Source organism: Streptomyces sp. O3, assembly GCF_054788135.1.
Genome location: NZ_JBTVYK010000018.1, coordinates 36,692 through 56,564, shown reverse-complemented (window position 1 = coordinate 56,564; position 19,873 = coordinate 36,692). Strand labels below are relative to the sequence as shown.

The following is a 19,873-nucleotide window of genomic DNA, read 5'->3' as shown; positions in this document are numbered from 1 at the left end:
CGCTGGAGCCCGGCGCCGGAGCCCGGCCCCGCCGCCCCTCCCGATCGGCTCAGCCCAGGCGCTTCACCAGGGCGCGGTACTCGTCCCACAGCTCAGTCGGCGTGTGGTCGCCGAAGGTGTTGAGGTGCTCGGGGACCAGGGCGGCCTCCTCGCGCCAGACCTCCTTGTCGACGCTGAGCAGGAAGTCCAGCTCGGATTCGGCGAGCTCCAGGCCCTCGGTGTCCAGCGCCTCCTTGGTCGGCAGGATGCCGATGGGCGTCTCGACGCCGTCCGCGCGGCCGTCCAGGCGCTCGACGATCCACTTCAGGACGCGGCTGTTCTCGCCGAAGCCGGGCCAGACGAACTTGCCCGCCTCGTTCTTGCGGAACCAGTTGACGTAGTAGATCTTCGGCAGCTTGGCCTGGTCCTTACCGGCGCCCACCTTGATCCAGTGGGCCATGTAGTCGCCCATGTTGTAGCCGCAGAACGGCAGCATCGCGAACGGGTCCCGGCGCAGCTCGCCGACCTTGCCCTCGGCGGCCGCGGTCTTCTCGCTGGCCACGTTGGCGCCGAGGAAGACGCCGTGGTTCCAGTCGAAGGACTCGGTGACCAGCGGGACGGCGGAGGCGCGGCGGCCGCCGAAGAGGATCGCGGAGATCGGCACGCCCTTGGGGTCCTCCCACTCGGGCGCGATGATCGGGCACTGCGACGCGGGGACGGTGAACCGCGCGTTCGGGTGGGCGGCCGGGGTGGTGGACTCGGGGGTCCAGTCGTTGCCCTTCCAGTCCGTGAGGTGCGCGGGCTTCTCCTCGGTCATGTCCTCCCACCAGATGTCGCCGTCGTCGGTGAGCGCGACATTGGTGAAGACGGAGTTGCCCCAGAGGGTCTTCATGGCGTTGGCGTTGGTGTGCTCGCCGGTGCCGGGCGCGACGCCGAAGAACCCGGCCTCGGGGTTGATCGCGTACAGGCGGCCGTCCTCGCCGAAGCGCATCCAGGCGATGTCGTCGCCGATGGTCTCGACCGTCCAGCCGGAGACAGTCGGCTCCAGCATGGCGAGGTTGGTCTTGCCGCAGGCGGACGGGAAGGCCGCGGCGACGTACTTCGCCTCGCCCTGCGGCGGGGTCAGCTTCAGGATCAGCATGTGCTCGGCCAGCCAGCCCTCGTCGCGGGCCATCACCGAGGCGATGCGCAGCGCGTAGCACTTCTTGCCGAGCAGCGCGTTGCCGCCGTAGCCGGAGCCGTACGACCAGATCTCGCGCGACTCGGGGAAGTGCGAGATGTACTTGGTGGTGTTGCAGGGCCAGGGGACGTCCGCCTCGCCCTCGGCCAGCGGCGCGCCGAGCGAGTGGACGGCCTTGACGAAGAACCCGTCCGTGCCGAGCTCGTCCAGGACCGCCTGGCCCATGCGGGTCATGGTGCGCATCGAGACGGCGACATACGCGGAGTCGGTGATCTCCACGCCGATCGCGGAGAGCGGGGAGCCGAGCGGGCCCATGCAGAACGGGACGACGTACATGGTGCGGCCGCGCATCGAGCCCCGGAAGACGCCGCCCTGCTCGTCCTTGCCCTGGAAGATCTCGCGCATCTCGGCGGGGTCCTTCCAGTGGTTGGTCGGACCCGCGTCCTCCTCCTTCTCGGAGCAGATGAAGGTGCGGTCCTCGACGCGCGCCACGTCGGAGGGGTCCGACGCCGCGTAGTAGGAGTTCGGGCGCTTGACCGGGTCGAGCTTCTTGAAGGTTCCCCTGGCGACCAGCTCCTCGGCCAGGCGCTCGTACTCCGCCTCCGAACCGTCGCACCAGACCACCCGGTCCGGCTGTGTGAGTGCGGCGATCTCGTCGACCCAGGAGATCAGCTCTTGGTGGTGGGTGGGAAGCACAGCGTCGCGCGCCACGATCGCTCCTGTATGAGGGTGTGTGGGAGGGACACCCCTGTCCAAGGTGTCCGCTTTCATTGACTGTCGCCCCATGGGGGCCGCGACCCGGACGCTTCGCTGCGGTGCTTCAGGGCGCTCATCCGGTGTCGACCTCACTCATTTGATCATCCGACGGTCGCGCCCATCTGTCCAGGGGTCGTCACACGTGAGCGTTACCACTCGCCGACCCGGAACTTACGGGCCCGTAGCTACCATGACAGCCATGACTTCTCGCGAGGCCGAGGCGCCGACCGACACGACCGAGACACCTTCGCCTCCGCCGGGCGCTCCGGACCCGGCGAGCGCCCTGAGCCCGGCGCCGCACGGGGTCAAGCCCCGGCTGCGGGGGTGGCTGCACGCCGGGATGTTCCCCGCGGTCCTGGTCTCCGGGCTCGTGCTGATCGTCTTCACCGACTCCACGCGCGCGCGGATAGCCTGCGGGGTCTACGTCCTGACCGCGTGTCTGCTCTTCGGCATCAGCGGGATATACCACCGGGGGAACTGGGGCCCGCGCGGCGAGGCCGTGCTGCGGCGGCTCGACCACGCCAATATCTTCCTGATCATCGCGGGCACCTATACCCCGCTGACGCTGCTCCTGCTTCCCGGTTCCACCGGACGGGCGCTGCTGTGGGCGATCTGGGCGGCAGCGGTGGCCGGAATCGCGTTCCGGGTCTTCTGGGTCGGCGCGCCGCGCTGGCTCTACACGCCCTGCTATCTCGCGATGGGCTGGGCCGCGGTGTTCTTCCTGCCGGACTTCCTGCGGGTGGGCGGCGTGGCCGTACTGGTGCTGGTGATCGTGGGCGGGCTGCTGTACAGCGCGGGCGGGGTGATCTACGGGCTGAAGAAGCCGAACCCGTCACCGCGTTGGTTCGGCTTCCACGAGGTGTTCCACTCGTTCACGCTGGCGGCGTTCGTCGTGCACTACGTGGGGATCTCCCTGGTCGCGTACGGCCAGCACGCGTGAGCGCGCTGGCCGTACGCGAGTCGGGCGCGGGCCGTACGCCGGGGCCGTCGCGCTAGCGAGCGCGCCGCACGTCGGCCTTCGTGCAGGCCTCGCCGTCCCCGTTCGGGTCCAGCTTCAGCGGGTCCTCCTGGCCGTTGACCCGGAGGCGGCCGTAGTCGTGGTCGGCCAGCCAGGTGCACCGGGCCGCGGTCGTCGCCGCGACGGACTTCGGGAAGACCGTCGGGACGCAGACGTTCGCGCTCCCGTAGTGCCGGTCACAGCCCGAGATCTGCGGACTGACCGGCTGCGAATCCCGCTTCTTCGGCAGCTTCTTCGCCTTCTTCGACTTCTTGGGCTTCTTTGACTCCTTGGAGTCCTTGGAGTCCTTGGACTTCTCCGTCGATTCCCCGACGTCCCCCGCGAAATCGTGGATGTGCGCCTTCGGCGTGTCGTCGGCCAGCGCCGCGGGGCCGCCCAGTTTGACCCACTCCGCCACCGACGGCACACCGTTCGCGTCGACCGCGAACAGCATGTACCAGCCGGGCGGGGCCAGGTTCGGGTTGGACGTCACATTCAGGTCGACGTTGTCGCCGTCGACCGAGAGCGGCAGATCGACGAACCGCTGGTTGGGGTCGGACGAGTGCGTCACGGCCGCTGGCTTGATCAGCTCGGCCTTGGCGATCGGCCGGTCCACGGTGATCCGCTGGGTGTCGCCGTACTTCCACTCCTTGTTGATCACCGAGGTGATCTCCGGGCGCTCGCCCTTGAAGAGGTACGGCGGGGTGTAGACCGACACATTGTGGTTCCAGGAGCCGTCACCCGGATTGTCGCCGGTGGTCATCACCCGGCCGTCCGGCAGCAGGAACGCCGACGAGTGGTAGCCGCGCGCCTCCGGGTCGACGGCGACCTGGTCGAAGGTCTCCGTCTCCGGGTCGAAGATCGACGTCTCGTACACCGGGTCGGCCCGGTTGTGCAGCGCGCCGCCGGTCTCCAGGACCTTGCCGTCGGGCAGCAGGACGGCCGACACGTACATCTTGCCCTGGTCGCCGGTCTGGTCCACCGGTCCGTCGCCCAGGTCGACCTTGCCCTGCGGGAGCAGCGGGCCGTTGCGGTAGGCCGGGTCGGCCTGCTTGAGGTCGATGATGTCGGTCAGCCGGTTGCCGTCCGGGTTGGTGTCGATGTTGCCGCCGCCCATGGTCAGCACCTTCTGGTCCTGCGCCGGGGGCAGCAGCACGCTCGCCGACTGGTCGCGTTCGTCCTTCCTTTGCAGACCGGGCACGTCGGTGATGGTGTTGGCGTCGTAGTCGTAGATCGACGCGCCGGTTCCGGGCAGGCCGTTGCCGAAGACATGGCTGCCCGAGTAGAACAGCCGCCCGTCCTGCATCAGGATCATCGAGGGGTACAGGCCCCAGAACGACCAGGTCTGGTTGACCTCGTGGGTCGGCAGCCACTTGTTCTGCTCCGCCGACCAGCGCTCGGTCGTCACCGAGCCCGAGGAGTCCTCGCGCAGGCCGCCGAGCGACAGCACGTCGCCGTTGCCCAGGATCGTCGCGGACGGGTACCAGTGTCCGTCGTTCATGTCGTTGGTCTTGACGTAGGACTCGGTCTCCGGGTCGAACAGGTACGAGTCCTTGTAGCCCTGGTAGCCGATGGTGCCGTCGTCGTAGCCGCTGGTGCCGCTCATCACCAGGACCTTGCCGTCGGACAGCTGCACATGGCCCGCGCAGAACATGTCGTCGGGCGTGTAGACGTCCTTGTACGTGCCGTCGGCCGGGTTGTAGAGCGTCGTCTCGAACTCGCCCCGCTCGAACCGCTCCGGGTCGTTGCCGGAGCCCGCGATCAGCAGCACCTTCCCGTTGTGCAGCACGACCGAGTGCATGGAGCGCACCGGGTTCTCAGTCGGCAGCACCTCCCACGCGCCGTCCGCGCACTCCGCCGCCGTGCCGGTGCATTCCGGGTCCGGCACGGGCTCCTCGACCCGCTCCATCACGTAGTCGTCCGTGGTGACCGCGCCGACGCCGAACACCGAGACGCCCCAGGTGATCTGTTCGGTACCGGCCGGGATCTGCGGTGTACGCACCTCGGCCGCGGCGTAGGCCTCGCTCACCGGTAGCGTCTTGAGGTCGGTCCAGTACTGCCAGCCGTCCGTGGCGTCCCTGCGGAAGAGCGTGATCGAGGCGTCCGGGGTGGTCGACTTGTACCAAAGAGACAGGTCGTACTGCGCGCCCTCGTCCACGGTCGGCGCGCACTCGGCCGATTCGGTGATCAGCGCCTTGCGGTCGCCGTCGACGCGGCGGGTCAGCTCGACCTTCATCGCCTTGGTCCCGGAGCGGGCGTCGGCGACGGTCTCGAAGGTGAAGTCGTTGTCGCCCCAGCCGGACTTGCTCCAGCAGGCGGGCATATCGCCCTCGCCCGCCGTCTCGAAGCCGGGGTTCTTGATGAGGTTGGGCGCTGCGGCGGCCTGCTGCTGCGGTACGGAGACCAGCAGCCCGCCGGTGAGTACGGAGACCGCCAGCAGGGCGGTGCGGAGTCTGCGCCGGGGTGTGGCGCGTCGGGGTATGCGGCTGGGTATCACTGGGTGTCCCCTCTTGTCGTACGCGTGATGCGGCTCGTTACGCCTTTCCTCTTACGGGTGTCGCGGGTGCGGCCGGTGCGGTCGGTGTGGCCGGTGCCGCCGACGGGTGGCTCGCGCGGGCGGCGCGACGCTCGCGGCGTCCGCGGCGTCCGCGGCGCGGCAGGTAGATCAGCGCCTCCGTGGCCGCGTACCGCAGGACGAACGTGATGAGCAGCGCGCTCACGGTCGCGGGCAGCACCGCGACCCCCCACGCCCCCACCAGCAGCGCGATCAGCGGCAGGCGCAGCACCAGGTCCGCGTTGGCGAGCAGCGCGAAGCGTGCCGTGCGGTCCGCCCAGTGCCGGTGCCGACGGCGTTCGCGGAACAGCAGCACCTCGATGAGCAGGAAGTTCCAGGCCACGCCGAGCTGGTTGGCGAGGAGTTCCGCGGGGAGGTAGTGCATCCCGGCGCGGGTGAGGACGTACAGCGCGGCCAGGTTCGGTACGAAGCCGGTGACGCCGATCAGCCCGAAGGCCGCCATGCGGGCGAGCGGCGACGCCGTACGCAGCTCCACCAGCCGCCGCAGGAACCGGGGGCACTCGCCAGCGGTCGGCCTGGACTCGGCCGCGTACCGGTCCTGGACGGTGTAGGGCACTTCGGCGACCGTGCCGGGGCGGCGGCGCACGGCGAGTTCGAGCAGGATGTCCCGACCGGGCGGTTTGAGCGCGTCCGTGGTCACGGCGCTGCGGCGGATCGCGAAGAAGCCGCTCATCGGGTCGCTGACGCCGCGCAGCGCGCGCGGGAAGAGGCCCTTGGCGAGCCAGGCGGCCGTACGGGACGCCGGGGCGCGGGTGGCGACGACGAGGTCGGCGCCGCGCTCCTCGCCGGTGGCGACCAACTCCGGTACCAGCGACGGCGGATGGCGGAGGTCGGCGCCCATGACCACGACCCAGTCGGACGTCGCGGCCTTCAGGCCCTCGACGACCGCGCCGCCGAACCCGTCGCCGGATCCGCCGCCGGATCCGCTGTCGGGGTGGTCGCGGTGGATGACGGTGACCGGGAACGGGCAGGTGCGGGCGGCCTCTTGGGCGATCCGCGCGGTGTCGTCCGTGGAGTCGTCGACGATGACGACCTCGCAGGGCAGCCGCGCCGGTATCGACTCGGTGATCCGACGGAGTAACTCCCGTACGCGGGCTGCCTCGTCACGGGTCGGAATGATCACGGTGACGGCACCGGGGTCGGGGACGTCGACGGCGGGGGCGTCGACGGCGAGCGCGTCCGTGGCGGGCAGGTCCGTCAGGGCGGCCGCAGCCGGGTCGGACACATCCGTCAGGGCGGCGGCGAACGTCCCCTCCGCGGGCGTGGGCACGGTACTGCTCATCGGCTCTCCCCGGTACCGTCGGTACCACTACCACCGGTCCCGCTACCACCGGTCCCGCTACCGTCGGTCCCTCCGTCGCCCGCCCCGGCGTCGCCCGCCCCGGCGTCGACCGCGCGGATCTCTATGCGGTCCGCGCCCTCGCCGAAGACGGCGACGGGCGTCGAGTGCTTCAGCGCCGCGCTGACCGTGGCCAGTTCGGGCGAGTCACGTCGTACCGTCGGCGACGACACCACATAGTCCAGGTCCCGCCAGCCGCCCGGCAGCGTCTTGGTGACCGCCGGGTCGAGGTCGGCCTTGTAGAACCAGATCGCGCCCAGCCCCGGCTGATAGCCCGCGTGCACCAGATCGAGCCAGAGCGAGTCATCGACCAGCACCCGCGTGTCGGCGCGGTCGGGCACCTCGTTGGCCATCCAGACGGCGGCCGCGCGATAGGGGCCGTTGGCGTCGACGGTCATCGCGGTGCGGTTGCCGTCGTACCAGCGGGGCGCGGTGTAGGCGAGCGCGAGAGAGGCGAGCGCGAGGGCGAGCGCCCAGCGCAGCCCGGTGAACACCCGCCGCTCGCCGGACGCGCGCGACCGCCGCAGGACGCCGTGGGCCACGCTGGCCGCCGCCCCGGCCAGCACCAGCGCGAGGAACGGCAGCGCCTGGATGACGTACATCGCGGGCAGATACCCCGAGGGGCGCATCGCCACCAGCGCCAGCACCGCCACCGTGAGCGCGGGCCCGGCCAGCGCCCGCGCGGTGACCGACCAGCGCAGCGCGAGCAGCAGCACCAGCGCCCCGGCGAGCCCGCCGAGCGGCAGCACCCGGTCGTAGTACAGCCAGGCCTGAAGGACCTCGTGCGACCCCGAGCCCGCGTCCAGGATGAACCCGGAGCCGGGGCGGGTCATCTGGTACGTGATGCCGTCCCACAGCGAGACATGCCCCTCACCTGAGAACAACTCGCCCTTGAGCAGGGCGTACAGCGGATAGCCGAGGCCGATCAGGGCGCAGGAGGTGACCGCGCCGGTGACGGCGAACTTGCGGGTGTCGCGGTGGCTGTGCCGCCACATGGTCACCAGCAGCGCGGGCAGCACGAGCAGCATGGTCTCCTTGGTGAGCACGCTGACCGCGGCGGTGATCCCGGCCGCGATGTGGTGCCACAGATGCCGGTTGGGGGACGCGGCCAGGCAGAACGCCAGCAGCATCCACATCACGGCGATGTTGTCCAGGAAGATCTCACGCTGGAGGACGACGGCGAGCGGCGACAGCCCGAAGAGCGCCATGGCCAGGGCCGCCGCCCAGCGCGGCAGCCACAGCCGACGGGCCAGGATGTAGAGCAGGGCCGCGCTCGCGGCGCTGACCAGCAGCATCGCGATCCGCATGGTGCCGACGGTCATCAGGTCGGGCGACAGCCAGGCGGGGATCCAGGTGAGCAGGGCGAGCTGGATCCAGCCGAGCGGCGGGTGGTCGTACCAGTACGTGTAGTGGGCGAGCCCCTCGCCCTGCTGGACGGCCCAGGCCTGGGCGAGGTAGGTGCCCTCGTCGTCGCTCAGGGTGGGGTAGGCGGCGATGTTCCAGCCCTGGACGACGAGGATCGCGGCGAGCAGGACGGCGCAGAGCGCCAGGTCGGCGGGCGAGCTGCGGAACCGTATGACGGGGCGTGCGGTGAGGACGCGCTGGGCGGATCGCGCACGGGTGCGCTGCGCGGGGACGCCGGACGTGCCCACCGCGGGAAGGGTGGAGGTCACCTGGCGGTCTCCTCGTGCTCCTCGTGGCTGAGATGCGCCCCTACATGGCTGGTCAGCTCCCACTCGCTACGGCCCCGCTGCTCCCGCCAGACCGCGCGGATCGCCGCGCCGGCCAGGAGCATCTGGTAGAAGGGGCCGCCGATGACGAGCTTCAGATAGTGCGCGAGGCGGACCCTCAGCCCGTACTGCTTGCCGAAGTCATGCAGTCCGACCACTTCGAAGACGAAGGTCACGATGGCGGTGATCAGCGGCAGGAAGGTGACGAAGGCGATGCCCACCGGGACGTCGAGGAAGAGGGCCACGGCGACGTTGAGCGGGATGACCACGCCGGTGAACGCCTGGAGGAAGGGGGTCATCAGGGTGTAGCGGGCCAGCATCCGCTGGCCGCGGCCGGGGAGCCGTTTCCAGTCCTGTTTGCGGTACACCTGCAGGAAGCCCTGGTTCCAGCGGGTGCGCTGCTTGAGCAGGGATATCAGGCTGCCGGGCGTCTCCTCGCGGGTCACCATGTCGCTGTCGTACGCGACGACGACGCGCTTGCCCGCGCTGGACAGGCGTACCCCCAGGTCGCAGTCCTCGGCGAGGCAGTCGGGGTCCCAGCCGCCCGCGTCCCGCAGCACGTCCGTGCGGACGAAGACGGTGTTGCCGCCGAGCGGGATGAACCCCTTCTGGGCGTGCAGGTGCAGCCGGGAGCGGAACCAGAAGAAGTACTCCAGGCAGTTGCGCAGGCTGTACCAGCTGGAGTGGAAGTTGATCAGCTGTACTCCGCCCTGGACCACATGCGCGCCGGTGGAGCGGAAGGCGTGGTCCACGTGGGTGAGCAGCTCGGGGTGCACCTGGTCCTCGGCGTCGAAGACGCCGACCACGTCGCCGCGGCACTCGGGCAGCGCGGTGTTCAGCGCCTTGGGCTTGTTCTTGGTGGCGTGGGTGTCGGTGACGACCCGTACGCGCGGGTCGCGGGCCGCCGCGCCGTGGGCGACCTCGGCGGTGTCCGGGTCGTCGTGGCCGACGATGACGATGATCTCGTAGGCGGCGTGGCTGGATTCCAGCAGTCGCTGGATGGTGTGGTCGAGCACGGCCTGCTCGTGGCGGGCCGGTACGAGGAGCGAGAAGGAGAGGCCGGTGCCGCCCCTGGGCGGTGCGAAGCGGGTCGCCGCGAGTGTCTCCGGCGTGCGCCAGGCGTGCATCTGCCACCACAGGGTGAAGGCAGCCATCCAGAACAGCGTCAGCGAAACGCAGACGATCAGTACGGACGTGAACAAATGAGTCCCCCCAGACCCTGAAACACGCAGAGCCCTGAAGCGCGCGCCCCTGAAGCACGCAGTCCCCTGGGGCGCGGCCGGACGGCCGCGCCACCCCCATTACTGCACCGAGGATAGAGGGATCATGTGAATCTCAGACAGAGTTCGGGGAAATGCCATGTTTCGCTGTCGTGCCGCGGCTATGCCTGACCCACCCTCACCTTGCGATCTGCCGCTCCCTCACCTTGAGGTCCGCGTCCTGAGGTCCGCCACGTCCGTCACGGGTGCGTCGCAGGTGAAGTTCCGGCACACGTAGGCGGCGCTGCGGCCGTCGACCAGCGGCCGGTCCCGCGTCAACGGCAGCTCTCCGCCGCCGGGTTCGCCGAGCGCCACCACCGCGCCGGGCGCTGTGGCCAGCAGCGCGGCGCGGTGCAGGGCGCGGGTGGCCGGGTCGTCTGCGTGGCCCACGACGGCGATCTCGCGGGGGCCGTCGAGCAGCGCCTCGGCCACCGCCAGACCGTGGCCGAGGAAGCGCGGGGCGCGCGGTCCGAGCGTCGCCACGATGCCCAACGCCCGCTCGGCGGCGGTGCGGTGCGGCTCGGCCCCGGTGTGGGCGGCGTAGCCGAGGAGAGCTCCGGCGGCCGCGCACCAGCCGGACGGGGTGGCGTTGTCGGTCGGGTCCTGGGGGCGGCGGATCAGCTGTTCGGCGTCGCGCGCGGTGTCGTACAACTCCCCGCTCTCGCCCGTGAACTGGTCGAGCACGATGTCCAGCAGGAACCCGGCGAACTCCAGCCAGACGCCCTCGCCGGTGACCGACGCCAGCGCCAGGAACCCGTCGGCGACGTCCGCGTAGTCCTCCAGCACCCCGGCGGTGGCCCCGCGGCGGCCGTCCTTGGACGTACGGACCAGGCGCGCGTCCGGGCCCATGTGCAGCCGTACGAGCAGGTCGCCCGCGGTCAGCGCGGCGTCCACGAGATCGGGCCGCTCGAAGTACGCGCCCACCTCGGCGAGTGCCGCGACGGCCAGACCGTTCCAGGCGGCGACCACCTTGTCGTCCCGCTCGGGGCGCGGCCGCTCGGCGCGTGCGGCGAGCAGCCTGGCCCGTACGCCGTCGAGCCGGGCGCCGTCCACCGCTCCCTCGTCGGCCGCCTGCTCGTTCACCGCCTGCTCGTCGGCCAGGAGCCGCAGCACCGAGGTCCCCTCCTCGAAGGTGCCCTCCTCGGTCACCCCGAAGCGGTCAGCGGCGAACGCGGCGTCCGCGTCCCCCAGCGCTTCCCGCAGCTGCGCGGCCGTCCAGACGTAGTAGGCCCCCTCGGCGTGTCCGCCGAGCCCGTCATCGCTGTCCGCGTCCAGCGCGGACGCGAAGCCCCCTTCGTTGGTGCGCAGCTCCCGCACCATGAAGTCGGCGGTCTCCAGGGCGACCCGCTTGGCCAGCTCGCTTCCGGTGGCCCGCCACAGATGCGCGTAGGCCCGGCACAGCAGCGCGTTGTCGTACAGCATCTTCTCGAAGTGCGGCACCAGGACCCCGCCGGGCCGCTGGCGCAGCACATACCGGTGGAAGCCCCCGCCGAGCTGGTCGAAGAGGCTGGAGCGGGCCAGGGCCGCGCAGATCCCCTCGGCCATCTCCAGCGCCCCTTCGGACTCCGTCCGGGCGTGGTGCCGCAGCAGGAACTCGATCACCATGCTCGGCGGGAACCGGGTGTCTCCGCCCCCGAGCCACCCGCTCTGCGGGTCGTACTCCCTGCTGACCGCCAGCAGCGCCTGCGCGAGCTCCGCCTCACCGGGAAGCCCGCCCCCGCCCTGGTCGATGCTCCGCCCGGCCAGGTCCCGCGTGATCTTCCCCGCGACCTCGCCCACCTCGTCACGCCGAGTCGTCCACGCACTGTGCACGCCTTCGAGCACCTGCCGGAAGGACGGCATCCCGTGCCGCGCCTCGGGCGGAAAGTACGTACCGAAGTAGAACGGCTCCCCGTCCGGCGTCATGAACACGGTCATGGGCCAGCCCCCCTGCCCCGTGGCGGCCTGCACGGCCTCCATATACACCGCGTCCACATCGGGCCGCTCCTCGCGGTCCACCTTGACGGACACGAAGTGCTCGTTCATGACCGCGGCGGTGCCCTCGTCCTCGAAGGACTCCCGCGCCATGACGTGACACCAGTGGCACGCGGCGTAACCCACCGACAGCAGTACGGGCACATCGCGCCGCCGCGCTTCCTCGAACGCCTCCGGCGTCCAGGGCCACCAGTCGACCGGATTGTCAGCGTGCTGAAGGAGATAGGGCGAGGTCACACCAGCCAGCCGGTTCATGCGAGCCAGCCTCTCACAAGGCTTGGCCTCGGCGGTGAGGCCACACAAGCCCTGCCGATGACCGGCCAGCTACACCACGCTGGGCACGCCGCTTCCGGTCCCGGCAACAGGGCCTCCACTGCACTGCCCGGACCCGTGCCGGTGCTCGGCTCGGTGGACCGCTACGACCCGCACAAGGCACTGTGCGACCGACCACATCGTCGAAACAGCCAGGGGTGGGGCGGACGCCCGCGACAGCATCGTCCTCACACACCAGTACCGCAACGCCGGCCGCTCCAACGACGGACGGCGAGCAACTCAACGTGCCGCTCACTCACCGCTTCCGCGGCCAGCTCGACGACCAGCTCCGCCACGGCCTCCTGCTCGGTGGTGGTCTCGCTCATCGCCCGCCGTTGGCTATGGTCTCGGCACCGGACGCCTAGCCCGCCGTGTCGGCCAGGGCGGTCATCCAGACCGTTACAGCGACGGCCCCTGGATCGGGGTATCCCATCGCGCGTTCTCCCAGGTAGCTGGAGCGGCCTCGGCGCGGGAGCAGTTCGGTGGTGGAAGCGGCTCCCGCGCGTGCAGCCTCGACCGCTTGCCCCAGTGCGTCTTTGTCGGACATCCCGCCAGCGAGGGCGTGCTCCCATGCCTGCGCCGGGTGCAGATCCTGGAGCTCGGCGCCGCTATCCCCTGGAACACCTGTGCACTCGGCAAGGCCATGGTCGCCTTTCTGCCGCAGCCGGAGCGGGAGGCTCTGCTCAAGGGTGAACTGGCCACGCTGACCGGACAGAGTGTGGTGGATCCCGCCGTCCTAGCAGGCCAGTTGGAGGAGATCAGGCGGCTCGGCTACGCGCGGGAGGACCAGGAGAGCGCGCTCGGCGAAGCCGGCATCGCCTCATCCGTGTTCGAGCGGAACGGACAGGTGGCAGGTGCCATCGGCGTCGTCGGCCCCGTCGAACGGCTCCTCACCGAAGAAAGCCAGCAGCATGCCGTCGCCGTGCGCGAGGTGGCGACTCTACTCTCGCGTGAGCTTGGGGCCGGGCGGGGCGTCGCTTGGCGGACATCGGGCTGAATCCCGCCGGTACGCCCTGCCGCACACGGTGAGAACCGCGCTGCCCCGAGCGCGTGGGCCGCTCGGGGCAGGAGAACAGGTGGCCCCGCGCCCCTGCGGCCGTCACCGTGGATCAGGCGTGGGATCCCAGCAGTCGTACGACATCGACCAGGCGGTGGGAGAAGCCGGACTCGTTGTCGTACCAGCCGAAGACCTTCACGTGACGGCCGTCGCCGGTGACCGTGGTCAGCTTCGAGTCGAAGATGCAGGACGCCGGGTCACCGACGATGTCGGACGACACGAGCGGGGCGTCCGTGTAGCGCAGGACACCGGCGAGCGGGCCGGCCGCCGCCTCGGCGAAGAGCCCGTTGATCTCCTCGACGGTGGTCGGCCGAGACAGGTACACCGACAGGTCGGTCATCGACCCGACCGGTACCGGAACACGCAGCGACAGGCCCGCGAGCTTGCCGTTCAGCTCGGGCACGACGAGGCCGATGGCCTTGGCGGCACCGGTCGACGTGGGCACAACGTTGACCGCGGCCGAGCGCGCACGCCTGGGGTCCTTGTGCGGACCGTCCTGCAGGTTCTGGTCCTGCGTGTACGCGTGCACTGTGGTCATGAGCCCGTGTTCCACACCCAGTCCGGCGTGCAGCACCTTGGCAAGGGGCGCCAGACAGTTCGTCGTGCACGACGCGTTCGAGACGATGTGGTGGGTCGCCGGGTCGTAGGCGGTGTGGTTGATGCCGTAGGCGAGCGTGATGTCCTCGTTCGACGCCGGCGCCGAGATGAGAACCTTCCGCGCCCCCGCCTCGAGGTGAGCGGAGGCCTTCTTGCCGTCGGTGAAGATGCCGGTGGACTCCACCACCACGTCGACACCGAGCTCACCCCACGGCAGCTTGCTCGGTTCACGCTCCGCGTACACCGCGATCTTCCGGCCATCGATCACGAGGGAGTCACCGTCGGCCTCGACCTCAGCGTTCAGGCGGCCCATGGTGCTGTCGTACGACAGCAGGTGCGCGAGGGTCGCCGCGTCCGTGAGGTCGTTCACCGCCACCACTTCAAGATCGGTCTCGTGGGTGAGTGCCGCACGCACGAAACCGCGCCCGATGCGGCCGAATCCGTTGATGGCGATCTTGATGCTCATGTCGTTTCTCTTCTCTATGTCGTTCGATGGCGTCGCGGGCGGTATACCGGGGGACGGCCCTGACTACTTGCGTGCCGCGAGCAGGGCGATCCAGGCCAGAGAGCCGCCGAACGCGCCCCAGTCGGAAATCTTCGACTCCTCCAGGGCCAGGGCGATCTGCTCATCACGGCGATGACGGCTTGCCGCTTCCCGGCCGACGGCTCGACCGTGGCGAGTTCTGGGGCAGCGCCTTGCATCGCAGAGGTGACCTCTCACTGAGAAAGTAACCAGATCAGTAGGTTACTAGAACACTACAGACATCTCGACGAACCAGTCAATGCGGTTACTCTTGGGGGATGAACTTCGCATTCGTCAGCGGCAGCGTGGCCCTTGACTTCGTCGGTACGGTGCAGAGCCGACGGGATGCCCCGCTGGATCTGCTCACCTCATCCGCCGATCTTTCCGAGTGGACCTCCGCCTCCGGGCTCCTCGACGACCCCGCGACAGCGACCCAGGCAGACCTGGCCGCGGCGGTACGCCTGCGCGAGGCGGTCTACCGCCTCATGCTCGCCTCGGCCGACCGCTCGCCGTACCCCCTTGAGGACTGCGCCGCGGTCAACCGCGCCGCCGTACCCAACCCGGTACGCGCCGAACTCCGGCCCGACGGCACGGTGAAGCACCAGGGCACGGTCGACGCCGTCCTGTCGACAGTGGCCCGCGACGCTGTCCAACTGCTAGCCGAGACGCCCGAGCTGGTGAAGGAGTGCGCAGCACCGCACTGCACGCGGCTCTACGTCGACCGCTCTCACCGCGGCTCTCGCCGTTGGTGCGACATGACCCGTTGCGGCAACCGCGCCAAGGCGGCCCTGTACCGCTCCCGCCACGCCTGACCCCGTCGCCACCGACGCCCCGGCAGGCTAAGCAGGTCACGCGTACATGGGAACAGACGAGGTCACACAGGCCAGGGAACGGAAAAGCAGTTCGGTGGAAGCGGCTCCGAGGTCCATATATCCGATGCTGCGATGACCGAGATACGACGCCCTCCCCTTGCGCGCCAGCAACGGAATCGTGGACTCGGCACCGACCTGTGCCGCCGTTGCCGCGACGGATGTGGTGCGGCGCAGACACTCCGCGTCGTCGCAGGAGCCTCGGAACGCCGCCAGGGCGGGCGCGAAGGCATCCACCATGGTCTTGTCCCCAGTGGCAGCGGCTCCCAGCTCGACGATGACGGCGAGCCCGGCGTCAAGAGCGTCCGCGAACCGATGGGGATCGACCTCGGCGGTCGGCAGCTCACGTCCGATCGCCTGGAAGGCGCTGCCATACAGCACCCCCGAAGCGCCACCCACCCGAGCCAAGAGCAGCACTCCCGCCTCGCTCAGCACGTCACCTGCGGCGTCCGGTACGTCGCCCTCGAAGCTCCGCGGGAGCCATGTGTCGACACGGTCGTCGGCAGGCAGAAGGGCAAGGCGAGGTCGCACTGAGCGACTCATGCACCCAGGATTCTCGCAGCGCCCGATCCGTCCGGGGATGCCCGCACAGGCCCCGTCGGAGCGGGCATCCCGAGACGATCAGGCCCCGACTCCGTCCCCTCAAGTCGACGGGCCTACATCAGAATCCGTCCGTAGGAGGGTCATTACCCTCGCCATGGCAGTCAGGTGCCCCAACGCCCCAGGAGCGAGTGAGGGGAGCAGCGGGATCGTGCGAGTCCACGCGTCGGATTGCAAGAGCCCCAGCGCGATGTCCCAGGCCGTCTCCTCGGCGGGGGGCCTGTCCTGGTCGACGGCTCGGGCGAGTGCCAGGCAGGTCCGGATCACCCGGTCGTGGGCGCCGCTGTCCGCTGCCGGCGCCACCCGGGCGCCCGCCAGGTGCGCGGCAGCAGTACCGAGCGCCATCGCCCGGTCGTCCGGCGTCCGCGCCGCGTCGGCGTGCCGCCACACGGAAGCGGTGTCGCCGTTCACCGCTGCCAGGAGCGCCAGTTCCGTAGCTGGCTGTGATCCCGGCTGACGGGCGCGCCGCCATCTGCCGACCGAGCTCTCGGCGGCGTTCACGGCTTCCTCCGGAAGGCAGCGGAGCCGTTCCAGCAGGGCTAGGACGGCCATCGACCGTTCCGGCGTCGCCATGGAAGGGGCGGCCACGCGCAGCGCAGCCCGGCCGAGCGTGTCGCTCAGCCGGGGGGCAGGGTTCCGGACATCGGGGAAGGCAAGGAGCAGCGCCGCCAGCGCGGGGAGAGGGACGCGCGGGCTGCCCGTCTCCATCCGCCGTGCGAGGACCTCCACCAACGGCTCGGCGACGCGTGCCGCCGCCTCCGGGCAGTGTCGTACGAGACCGGCGGCGACGGCCGTCAGTGCCTGCAGCCGTTGTGCGGTGTCTCCCGTCACCATCGCCGTGGCCGCATCCTCGTCCCCGGCGTGAGCGAGGGCTTGGGCCACGACGTTGGTCAGACCAGGGGTGGCTCCGGTGGGCAGCAGCCGGGCCGCCGCCCGGGCGTGACGGGTGCCCGGGTCGTCGTGTCCGGCGAGGGAACAGCCGAGGGAGAGGGCCGCCAGGTGCCACGCGCGGGCATGTGTGCCGGGTAGGCGCCGCACGAGCGCTTCGACTTCGTCCGATGCGCCTGCCACGCCCATGGCCTGGCAGAGTTCCGCAGTCCAGCCTTCAGGGAGATACGGGGTGCTCGCGGGCTGTGCCGCAGGTCGGCTCCGCAGGGCCGCCTCCAGAAGTTCCCGGCCGCGGAGGAGACGTCCCGCAGCCACCTCGTCGTCCACTTCCAGAAGCAGGGGGAGGAGAGGCTGTTCCGGACGGTCGGGGTACGGGCCGTCGCCGGGGCGCAGCAGGCCGGTCGATCGCCGGTGCGGGTCGGGGCGGCGGGACGGGGTGGAGGCCCGCGTGTCCTCGGGTTCTGTTTGTGTGGGCTGTGGTGCCCGGGTGGCTTGTGCGCCGCGGGTCATCCGCGCTGCGTTCAGCGCCGCCCGCTCGGCGTCAGCTTTCCTGCGCTTCGCCTTGCGCTCCGTCTCGCTCTTCTCGACGGCCTCCTGCGCTGCCTCGCGGGCCCGTCGAGCCCTCTCGTTCCCATCTGCGTCAAGGATCGATTGCGCCCGTTCCAGCAGGGGGTCTCCGAGGATCCCAACGCGCTGGTCTTCCGGTACTGCCTCTATCTGGCGTCTGACGCCGTCTGGGTCGCCTATCGCTTTCATGGCCACTGTGGCCTCGGCCAGGCGCTCCAGTGTCCCGGCGAGCTCGCGACGCAGGTGGGCGCGATCGGCTTCGGACAAGGCATCGGACGGGGAATCGGACGGGAAATCGGAGTCCCTCATCGCCTCGATCGCCCGATGCGTCCGGGCTCGGGCCCTGCGCAGCTGCTCGGCCGCTCGGCGGTGTCGCTTCGCGGGCAGAGCGACGAGCACCGACGCCGCGGTGGCCAGGACGTCGACCGCTCCCAGTCCTTCCGTGTCGCCGAGTTCCTCGCAGACGGCCTCGACGCGATCACCGGCGTACGGGCCAAGGTCGGGCGCCACCTGCGCCAACGCTCCGTAGAGTTCCACTGCCGCGGTCCGGGCGCGCAGGTCTCCCGCGCTGAGCGTCTCCGCCCGGGAGTGCAGCGTCATGACGGCGTCCAGTTTCCCTGCCGCCTCGGTGATCGCCGCCGTCCCGGCCGCCGGGTCCTGGAGCACCGCGCGGAATACGGGCCGGGCGGCGTCGGGACCGTTCAGCCGGGCGAGCGTCCCGGCGGCGCAGAGGAGTCGTACATACGGCTCTGGTTCTCGGAAGGGACCGGGAAAGCCCTGATGCGCACGGTCCCGGGCCAGCCACTCCGCCGCCTCCCGCACGAGAGCGTCGACATTCGGGTGGGTCCGTCCCACGGAGGGCTGCCCCGCGTACGCCAGTTCCACCGCTGTGTCCGCCAGGTGTACGGCCCTGTCGACGGCCGTGGGCGCGGAGCGCGCTAGGCCGCGTGCGCGCTCCGCGTCCCCGAGCCGGACGTGAAGAGCCGGGGCTCCGTCGGGCACGTACGTGTCGTGCGTCCGGCGCAGTAGGGACCGCGCACCGTAGAGGGAGGTGAGTGCCGCCAGACGGTCGGCGGACGTGATATCCACCGCCGCACCGATCTCCTTCTCGAAGGCGTCCAGCTGGGCGAGCGGGATGTCCGGCCCGGCCGCGCGGGCGAGTCGACGGAGGCGGAGCAAGTCGATGACAAACGAGGCGCGTTCGGCGGTACCGGTCAGCAGGCGGAGCTGATGTGCCAAGGGGTACGGAGGAGTGTCGTCCGGCCAGCCGGCCGCGCGCCACCTCCGCGACCAGAGCAGCAGTTCCTCGGTGTACCGCAGGACCGCTGCCCCTCCCACGTCCTCGCGCACCGCGCGTACGAGACGGGAGTCCGCCAAGGCGTACGTCCCGAGCACCGGATCCTCGGTCACGAGGGCGCGCCCCGTCGGGCCCTGTACCAGGTGGTCGAGGTGGTCCGCGGAGAGCCCGGTCAGCTCCGCCAGGTCCGTGATCCGCAGGCCGCCGTCCGCCACGGCCAGCAGCCCCGCGACCTGCTCGCCCAGCGCCATGGCGTCGGGTGGTGGCCGTCGGAGCCTCGGTATCCCGGCAATGGGCAGGAGCGTTCGCAGATGACGGCTCTGACGCAGTGGATGCCACTGCTCGGGAACGTCGCAGGGAACGGGGGCGCAGCGGCGGAGAGAGACGATGACGCGCATGTTGGGCGGTGGGCGGGAGGGCAGAAGCGCGGCGATGCTCTCGCGCGCGGATCCCCGTACGGCTCGGTCCAGGCCTTCGGGTTCACCACCGGAGCGGGCCCCGGACTTCGGAGCCCCGCTCTTGTCTGCCCGACCCGGCCCGGCCAAGTCGCCCGACCAGGCCACGTCGTCGTCGAGTCCGTCGACCACGAGCAGGAGGTTCCGTCCATGGCTCGCGCTCTTCTTGGCGGCCTTGGCGAAGCGGACGTTCCACGCCTGGGTGTCCTTGGGCACCGGTCTCCTGGACCTGCCGAGAAGACGGTCGATCTGGCCGGCGATCTCGTTCTCGAACTCGGCTCGTGTGTCCGTGCCGTGGGCCGCGGAGACGAAGAAGGTCAGGATGTCGCTACCGATCGGGGGCTTCTGACGGACGTAACCGGCGAGCAGCGTCGTCTTGCCCACGGGGCCGTCGGCGTGCCAGCACAGGTAGGACGGTGCCTCGGGACGGGAGTCCTGGGCAAACGCCTTCATCTCCGTTCGTTCGTTCGCCCGCATGCGGACCTCGGCCGCGGAAACGTCAGGGGCCGAACCATGCAGCCCGATGAAGCGAGGGCAGGGGTCCGCCCGCCGCCGGTTCACGGAGATCTGCCCGCGCTGCGCGCTCCTTGCCTCCTCCTTCGCCGCCCGCACGGCGGCTTCCCACTCTGCGTCCGAGTACGTCGGAGTGATGTGCCCGCTCCGCGACCTGGCCACTACGGCCAAGAAGTCACGCAGTCGATCCGGCGAGGGGACCGTCTTCCCCTCGATCCAGCTTTGCAGCGTCGAGCGAGAGACGCCCAACTCCTCGGCCACGCCGCCATAGGTGAGCCGCTCAGGGGGCCACACCTCCTGCAGCATTCTGCGCAGCTCGTTCCTCGCGCGTCTGGCTGAACCCTTCACCGGCCCGCTCCCGTCCGTGATCGCTGCGCGGAAAACGCGGCGCCGCCGTACGACTTCA

At 70.5% G+C, this 19,873-nt stretch carries 14 protein-coding genes; 3 read left to right on the top strand and 11 right to left on the bottom strand.

Features of this window, described 5'->3' with window-relative positions; genetic code table 11:
- Window positions 1–49 precede the first annotated feature (49 nt).
- The gene (locus ACX6XY_RS11665; protein ID WP_460328987.1) at window positions 50–1,930 is read right to left on the bottom strand and encodes a phosphoenolpyruvate carboxykinase (GTP); all 1,881 of its coding nucleotides are present in this window, start codon (window positions 1,928–1,930) and stop codon (window positions 50–52) included.
- Between the two features lie 184 nt (window positions 1,931–2,114).
- Here ACX6XY_RS11665 and trhA point away from each other — a divergent pair, with 184 nt between their 5' ends.
- Entirely contained in the window at window positions 2,115–2,855 is a 741-nt protein-coding gene (gene trhA, locus ACX6XY_RS11660) for a PAQR family membrane homeostasis protein TrhA (protein WP_460328984.1), read from the top strand.
- Between the two features lie 52 nt (window positions 2,856–2,907).
- Here trhA and ACX6XY_RS11655 read toward each other — a convergent pair whose 3' ends face one another.
- From ACX6XY_RS11655 to ACX6XY_RS11625, 7 genes are all read right to left on the bottom strand, one after another.
- Window positions 2,908–5,409 carry a galactose oxidase-like domain-containing protein gene (locus tag ACX6XY_RS11655; RefSeq protein ID WP_460328982.1) on the bottom strand — a complete coding sequence of 834 codons (2,502 nt, stop codon included), beginning with the start codon at window positions 5,407–5,409 and terminating at the stop codon, window positions 2,908–2,910.
- Window positions 5,410–5,446: 37 nt separating this feature from the next.
- Window positions 5,447–6,769 (bottom strand): glycosyltransferase, encoded by a 1,323-nt coding sequence (locus tag ACX6XY_RS11650; RefSeq protein ID WP_460328980.1) that lies wholly within the window; start codon window positions 6,767–6,769, stop codon window positions 5,447–5,449.
- Window positions 6,766–8,499: an ArnT family glycosyltransferase gene (locus tag ACX6XY_RS11645; RefSeq protein ID WP_460328977.1), complete on the bottom strand. Its 1,734-nt coding sequence runs from the start codon at window positions 8,497–8,499 to the stop codon at window positions 6,766–6,768. Before ACX6XY_RS11645 ends, ACX6XY_RS11650 begins: the two co-directional genes overlap by 4 nt.
- On the bottom strand, window positions 8,496–9,758 hold the full coding sequence (locus ACX6XY_RS11640) for a glycosyltransferase (protein ID WP_460328975.1): 1,263 nt from the start codon (window positions 9,756–9,758) through the stop codon (window positions 8,496–8,498). Before ACX6XY_RS11640 ends, ACX6XY_RS11645 begins: the two co-directional genes overlap by 4 nt.
- Before the next feature lie 219 nt (window positions 9,759–9,977).
- Window positions 9,978–12,044, bottom strand: coding sequence for a thioredoxin domain-containing protein (locus ACX6XY_RS11635; protein ID WP_460328973.1), 2,067 nt, complete (start codon window positions 12,042–12,044; stop codon window positions 9,978–9,980).
- A 245-nt stretch (window positions 12,045–12,289) separates the two neighbouring features.
- Window positions 12,290–12,427 carry a hypothetical protein gene (locus tag ACX6XY_RS11630; RefSeq protein WP_460328971.1) on the bottom strand — a complete coding sequence of 46 codons (138 nt, stop codon included), beginning with the start codon at window positions 12,425–12,427 and terminating at the stop codon, window positions 12,290–12,292.
- Between the two features lie 35 nt (window positions 12,428–12,462).
- Window positions 12,463–12,690: a DAK2 domain-containing protein gene (locus tag ACX6XY_RS11625; protein ID WP_460329087.1), complete on the bottom strand. Its 228-nt coding sequence runs from the start codon at window positions 12,688–12,690 to the stop codon at window positions 12,463–12,465.
- Here ACX6XY_RS11625 and ACX6XY_RS11620 point away from each other — a divergent pair.
- Window positions 12,685–13,098 carry an IclR family transcriptional regulator domain-containing protein gene (locus ACX6XY_RS11620; protein WP_460328968.1) on the top strand — a complete coding sequence of 138 codons (414 nt, stop codon included), beginning with the start codon at window positions 12,685–12,687 and terminating at the stop codon, window positions 13,096–13,098. The two genes, ACX6XY_RS11625 and ACX6XY_RS11620, sit on opposite strands and share 6 nt — an antisense overlap.
- A gap of 112 nt (window positions 13,099–13,210) precedes the next feature.
- Here ACX6XY_RS11620 and gap read toward each other — a convergent pair whose 3' ends face one another.
- Entirely contained in the window at window positions 13,211–14,221 is a 1,011-nt protein-coding gene (gene gap / locus ACX6XY_RS11615) for a type I glyceraldehyde-3-phosphate dehydrogenase (protein ID WP_460328966.1), read from the bottom strand.
- A gap of 335 nt (window positions 14,222–14,556) precedes the next feature.
- Here gap and ACX6XY_RS11610 point away from each other — a divergent pair, with 335 nt between their 5' ends.
- Entirely contained in the window at window positions 14,557–15,090 is a 534-nt protein-coding gene (locus ACX6XY_RS11610) for a CGNR zinc finger domain-containing protein (RefSeq protein ID WP_460328964.1), read from the top strand.
- A 36-nt stretch (window positions 15,091–15,126) separates the two neighbouring features.
- Here the strand turns inward: ACX6XY_RS11610 and ACX6XY_RS11605 are convergent, their stop codons facing one another.
- Window positions 15,127–15,690, bottom strand: coding sequence for a DAK2 domain-containing protein (locus ACX6XY_RS11605; RefSeq protein WP_460328962.1), 564 nt, complete (start codon window positions 15,688–15,690; stop codon window positions 15,127–15,129).
- 99 nt (window positions 15,691–15,789) lie between these two features.
- The gene (locus ACX6XY_RS11600) at window positions 15,790–19,773 is read right to left on the bottom strand and encodes a helix-turn-helix domain-containing protein (RefSeq protein ID WP_460328960.1); all 3,984 of its coding nucleotides are present in this window, start codon (window positions 19,771–19,773) and stop codon (window positions 15,790–15,792) included.
- Window positions 19,774–19,873 lie beyond the last annotated feature (100 nt).

What these genes read in the sequence shown, in the direction of transcription:
- ACX6XY_RS11650 (WP_460328980.1), bottom strand. Translation starts at nt 6,769, where the DNA reads ATGAGCAGTACCGTGCCCACGCCCGCGGAGGGGACGTTCGCCGCCGCC.
- ACX6XY_RS11610 (WP_460328964.1), top strand. Translation starts at nt 14,557, where the DNA reads ATGAACTTCGCATTCGTCAGCGGCAGCGTGGCCCTTGACTTCGTCGGT.
- ACX6XY_RS11635 (WP_460328973.1), bottom strand. Translation starts at nt 12,044, where the DNA reads ATGAACCGGCTGGCTGGTGTGACCTCGCCCTATCTCCTTCAGCACGCT.
- ACX6XY_RS11600 (WP_460328960.1), bottom strand. Translation starts at nt 19,773, where the DNA reads ATGCTGCAGGAGGTGTGGCCCCCTGAGCGGCTCACCTATGGCGGCGTG.
- ACX6XY_RS11605 (WP_460328962.1), bottom strand. Translation starts at nt 15,690, where the DNA reads ATGAGTCGCTCAGTGCGACCTCGCCTTGCCCTTCTGCCTGCCGACGAC.
- gap (WP_460328966.1), bottom strand. Translation starts at nt 14,221, where the DNA reads ATGAGCATCAAGATCGCCATCAACGGATTCGGCCGCATCGGGCGCGGT.
- ACX6XY_RS11665 (WP_460328987.1), bottom strand. Translation starts at nt 1,930, where the DNA reads ATGAAAGCGGACACCTTGGACAGGGGTGTCCCTCCCACACACCCTCAT.
- ACX6XY_RS11630 (WP_460328971.1), bottom strand. Translation starts at nt 12,427, where the DNA reads ATGAGCGAGACCACCACCGAGCAGGAGGCCGTGGCGGAGCTGGTCGTC.
- trhA (WP_460328984.1), top strand. Translation starts at nt 2,115, where the DNA reads ATGACTTCTCGCGAGGCCGAGGCGCCGACCGACACGACCGAGACACCT.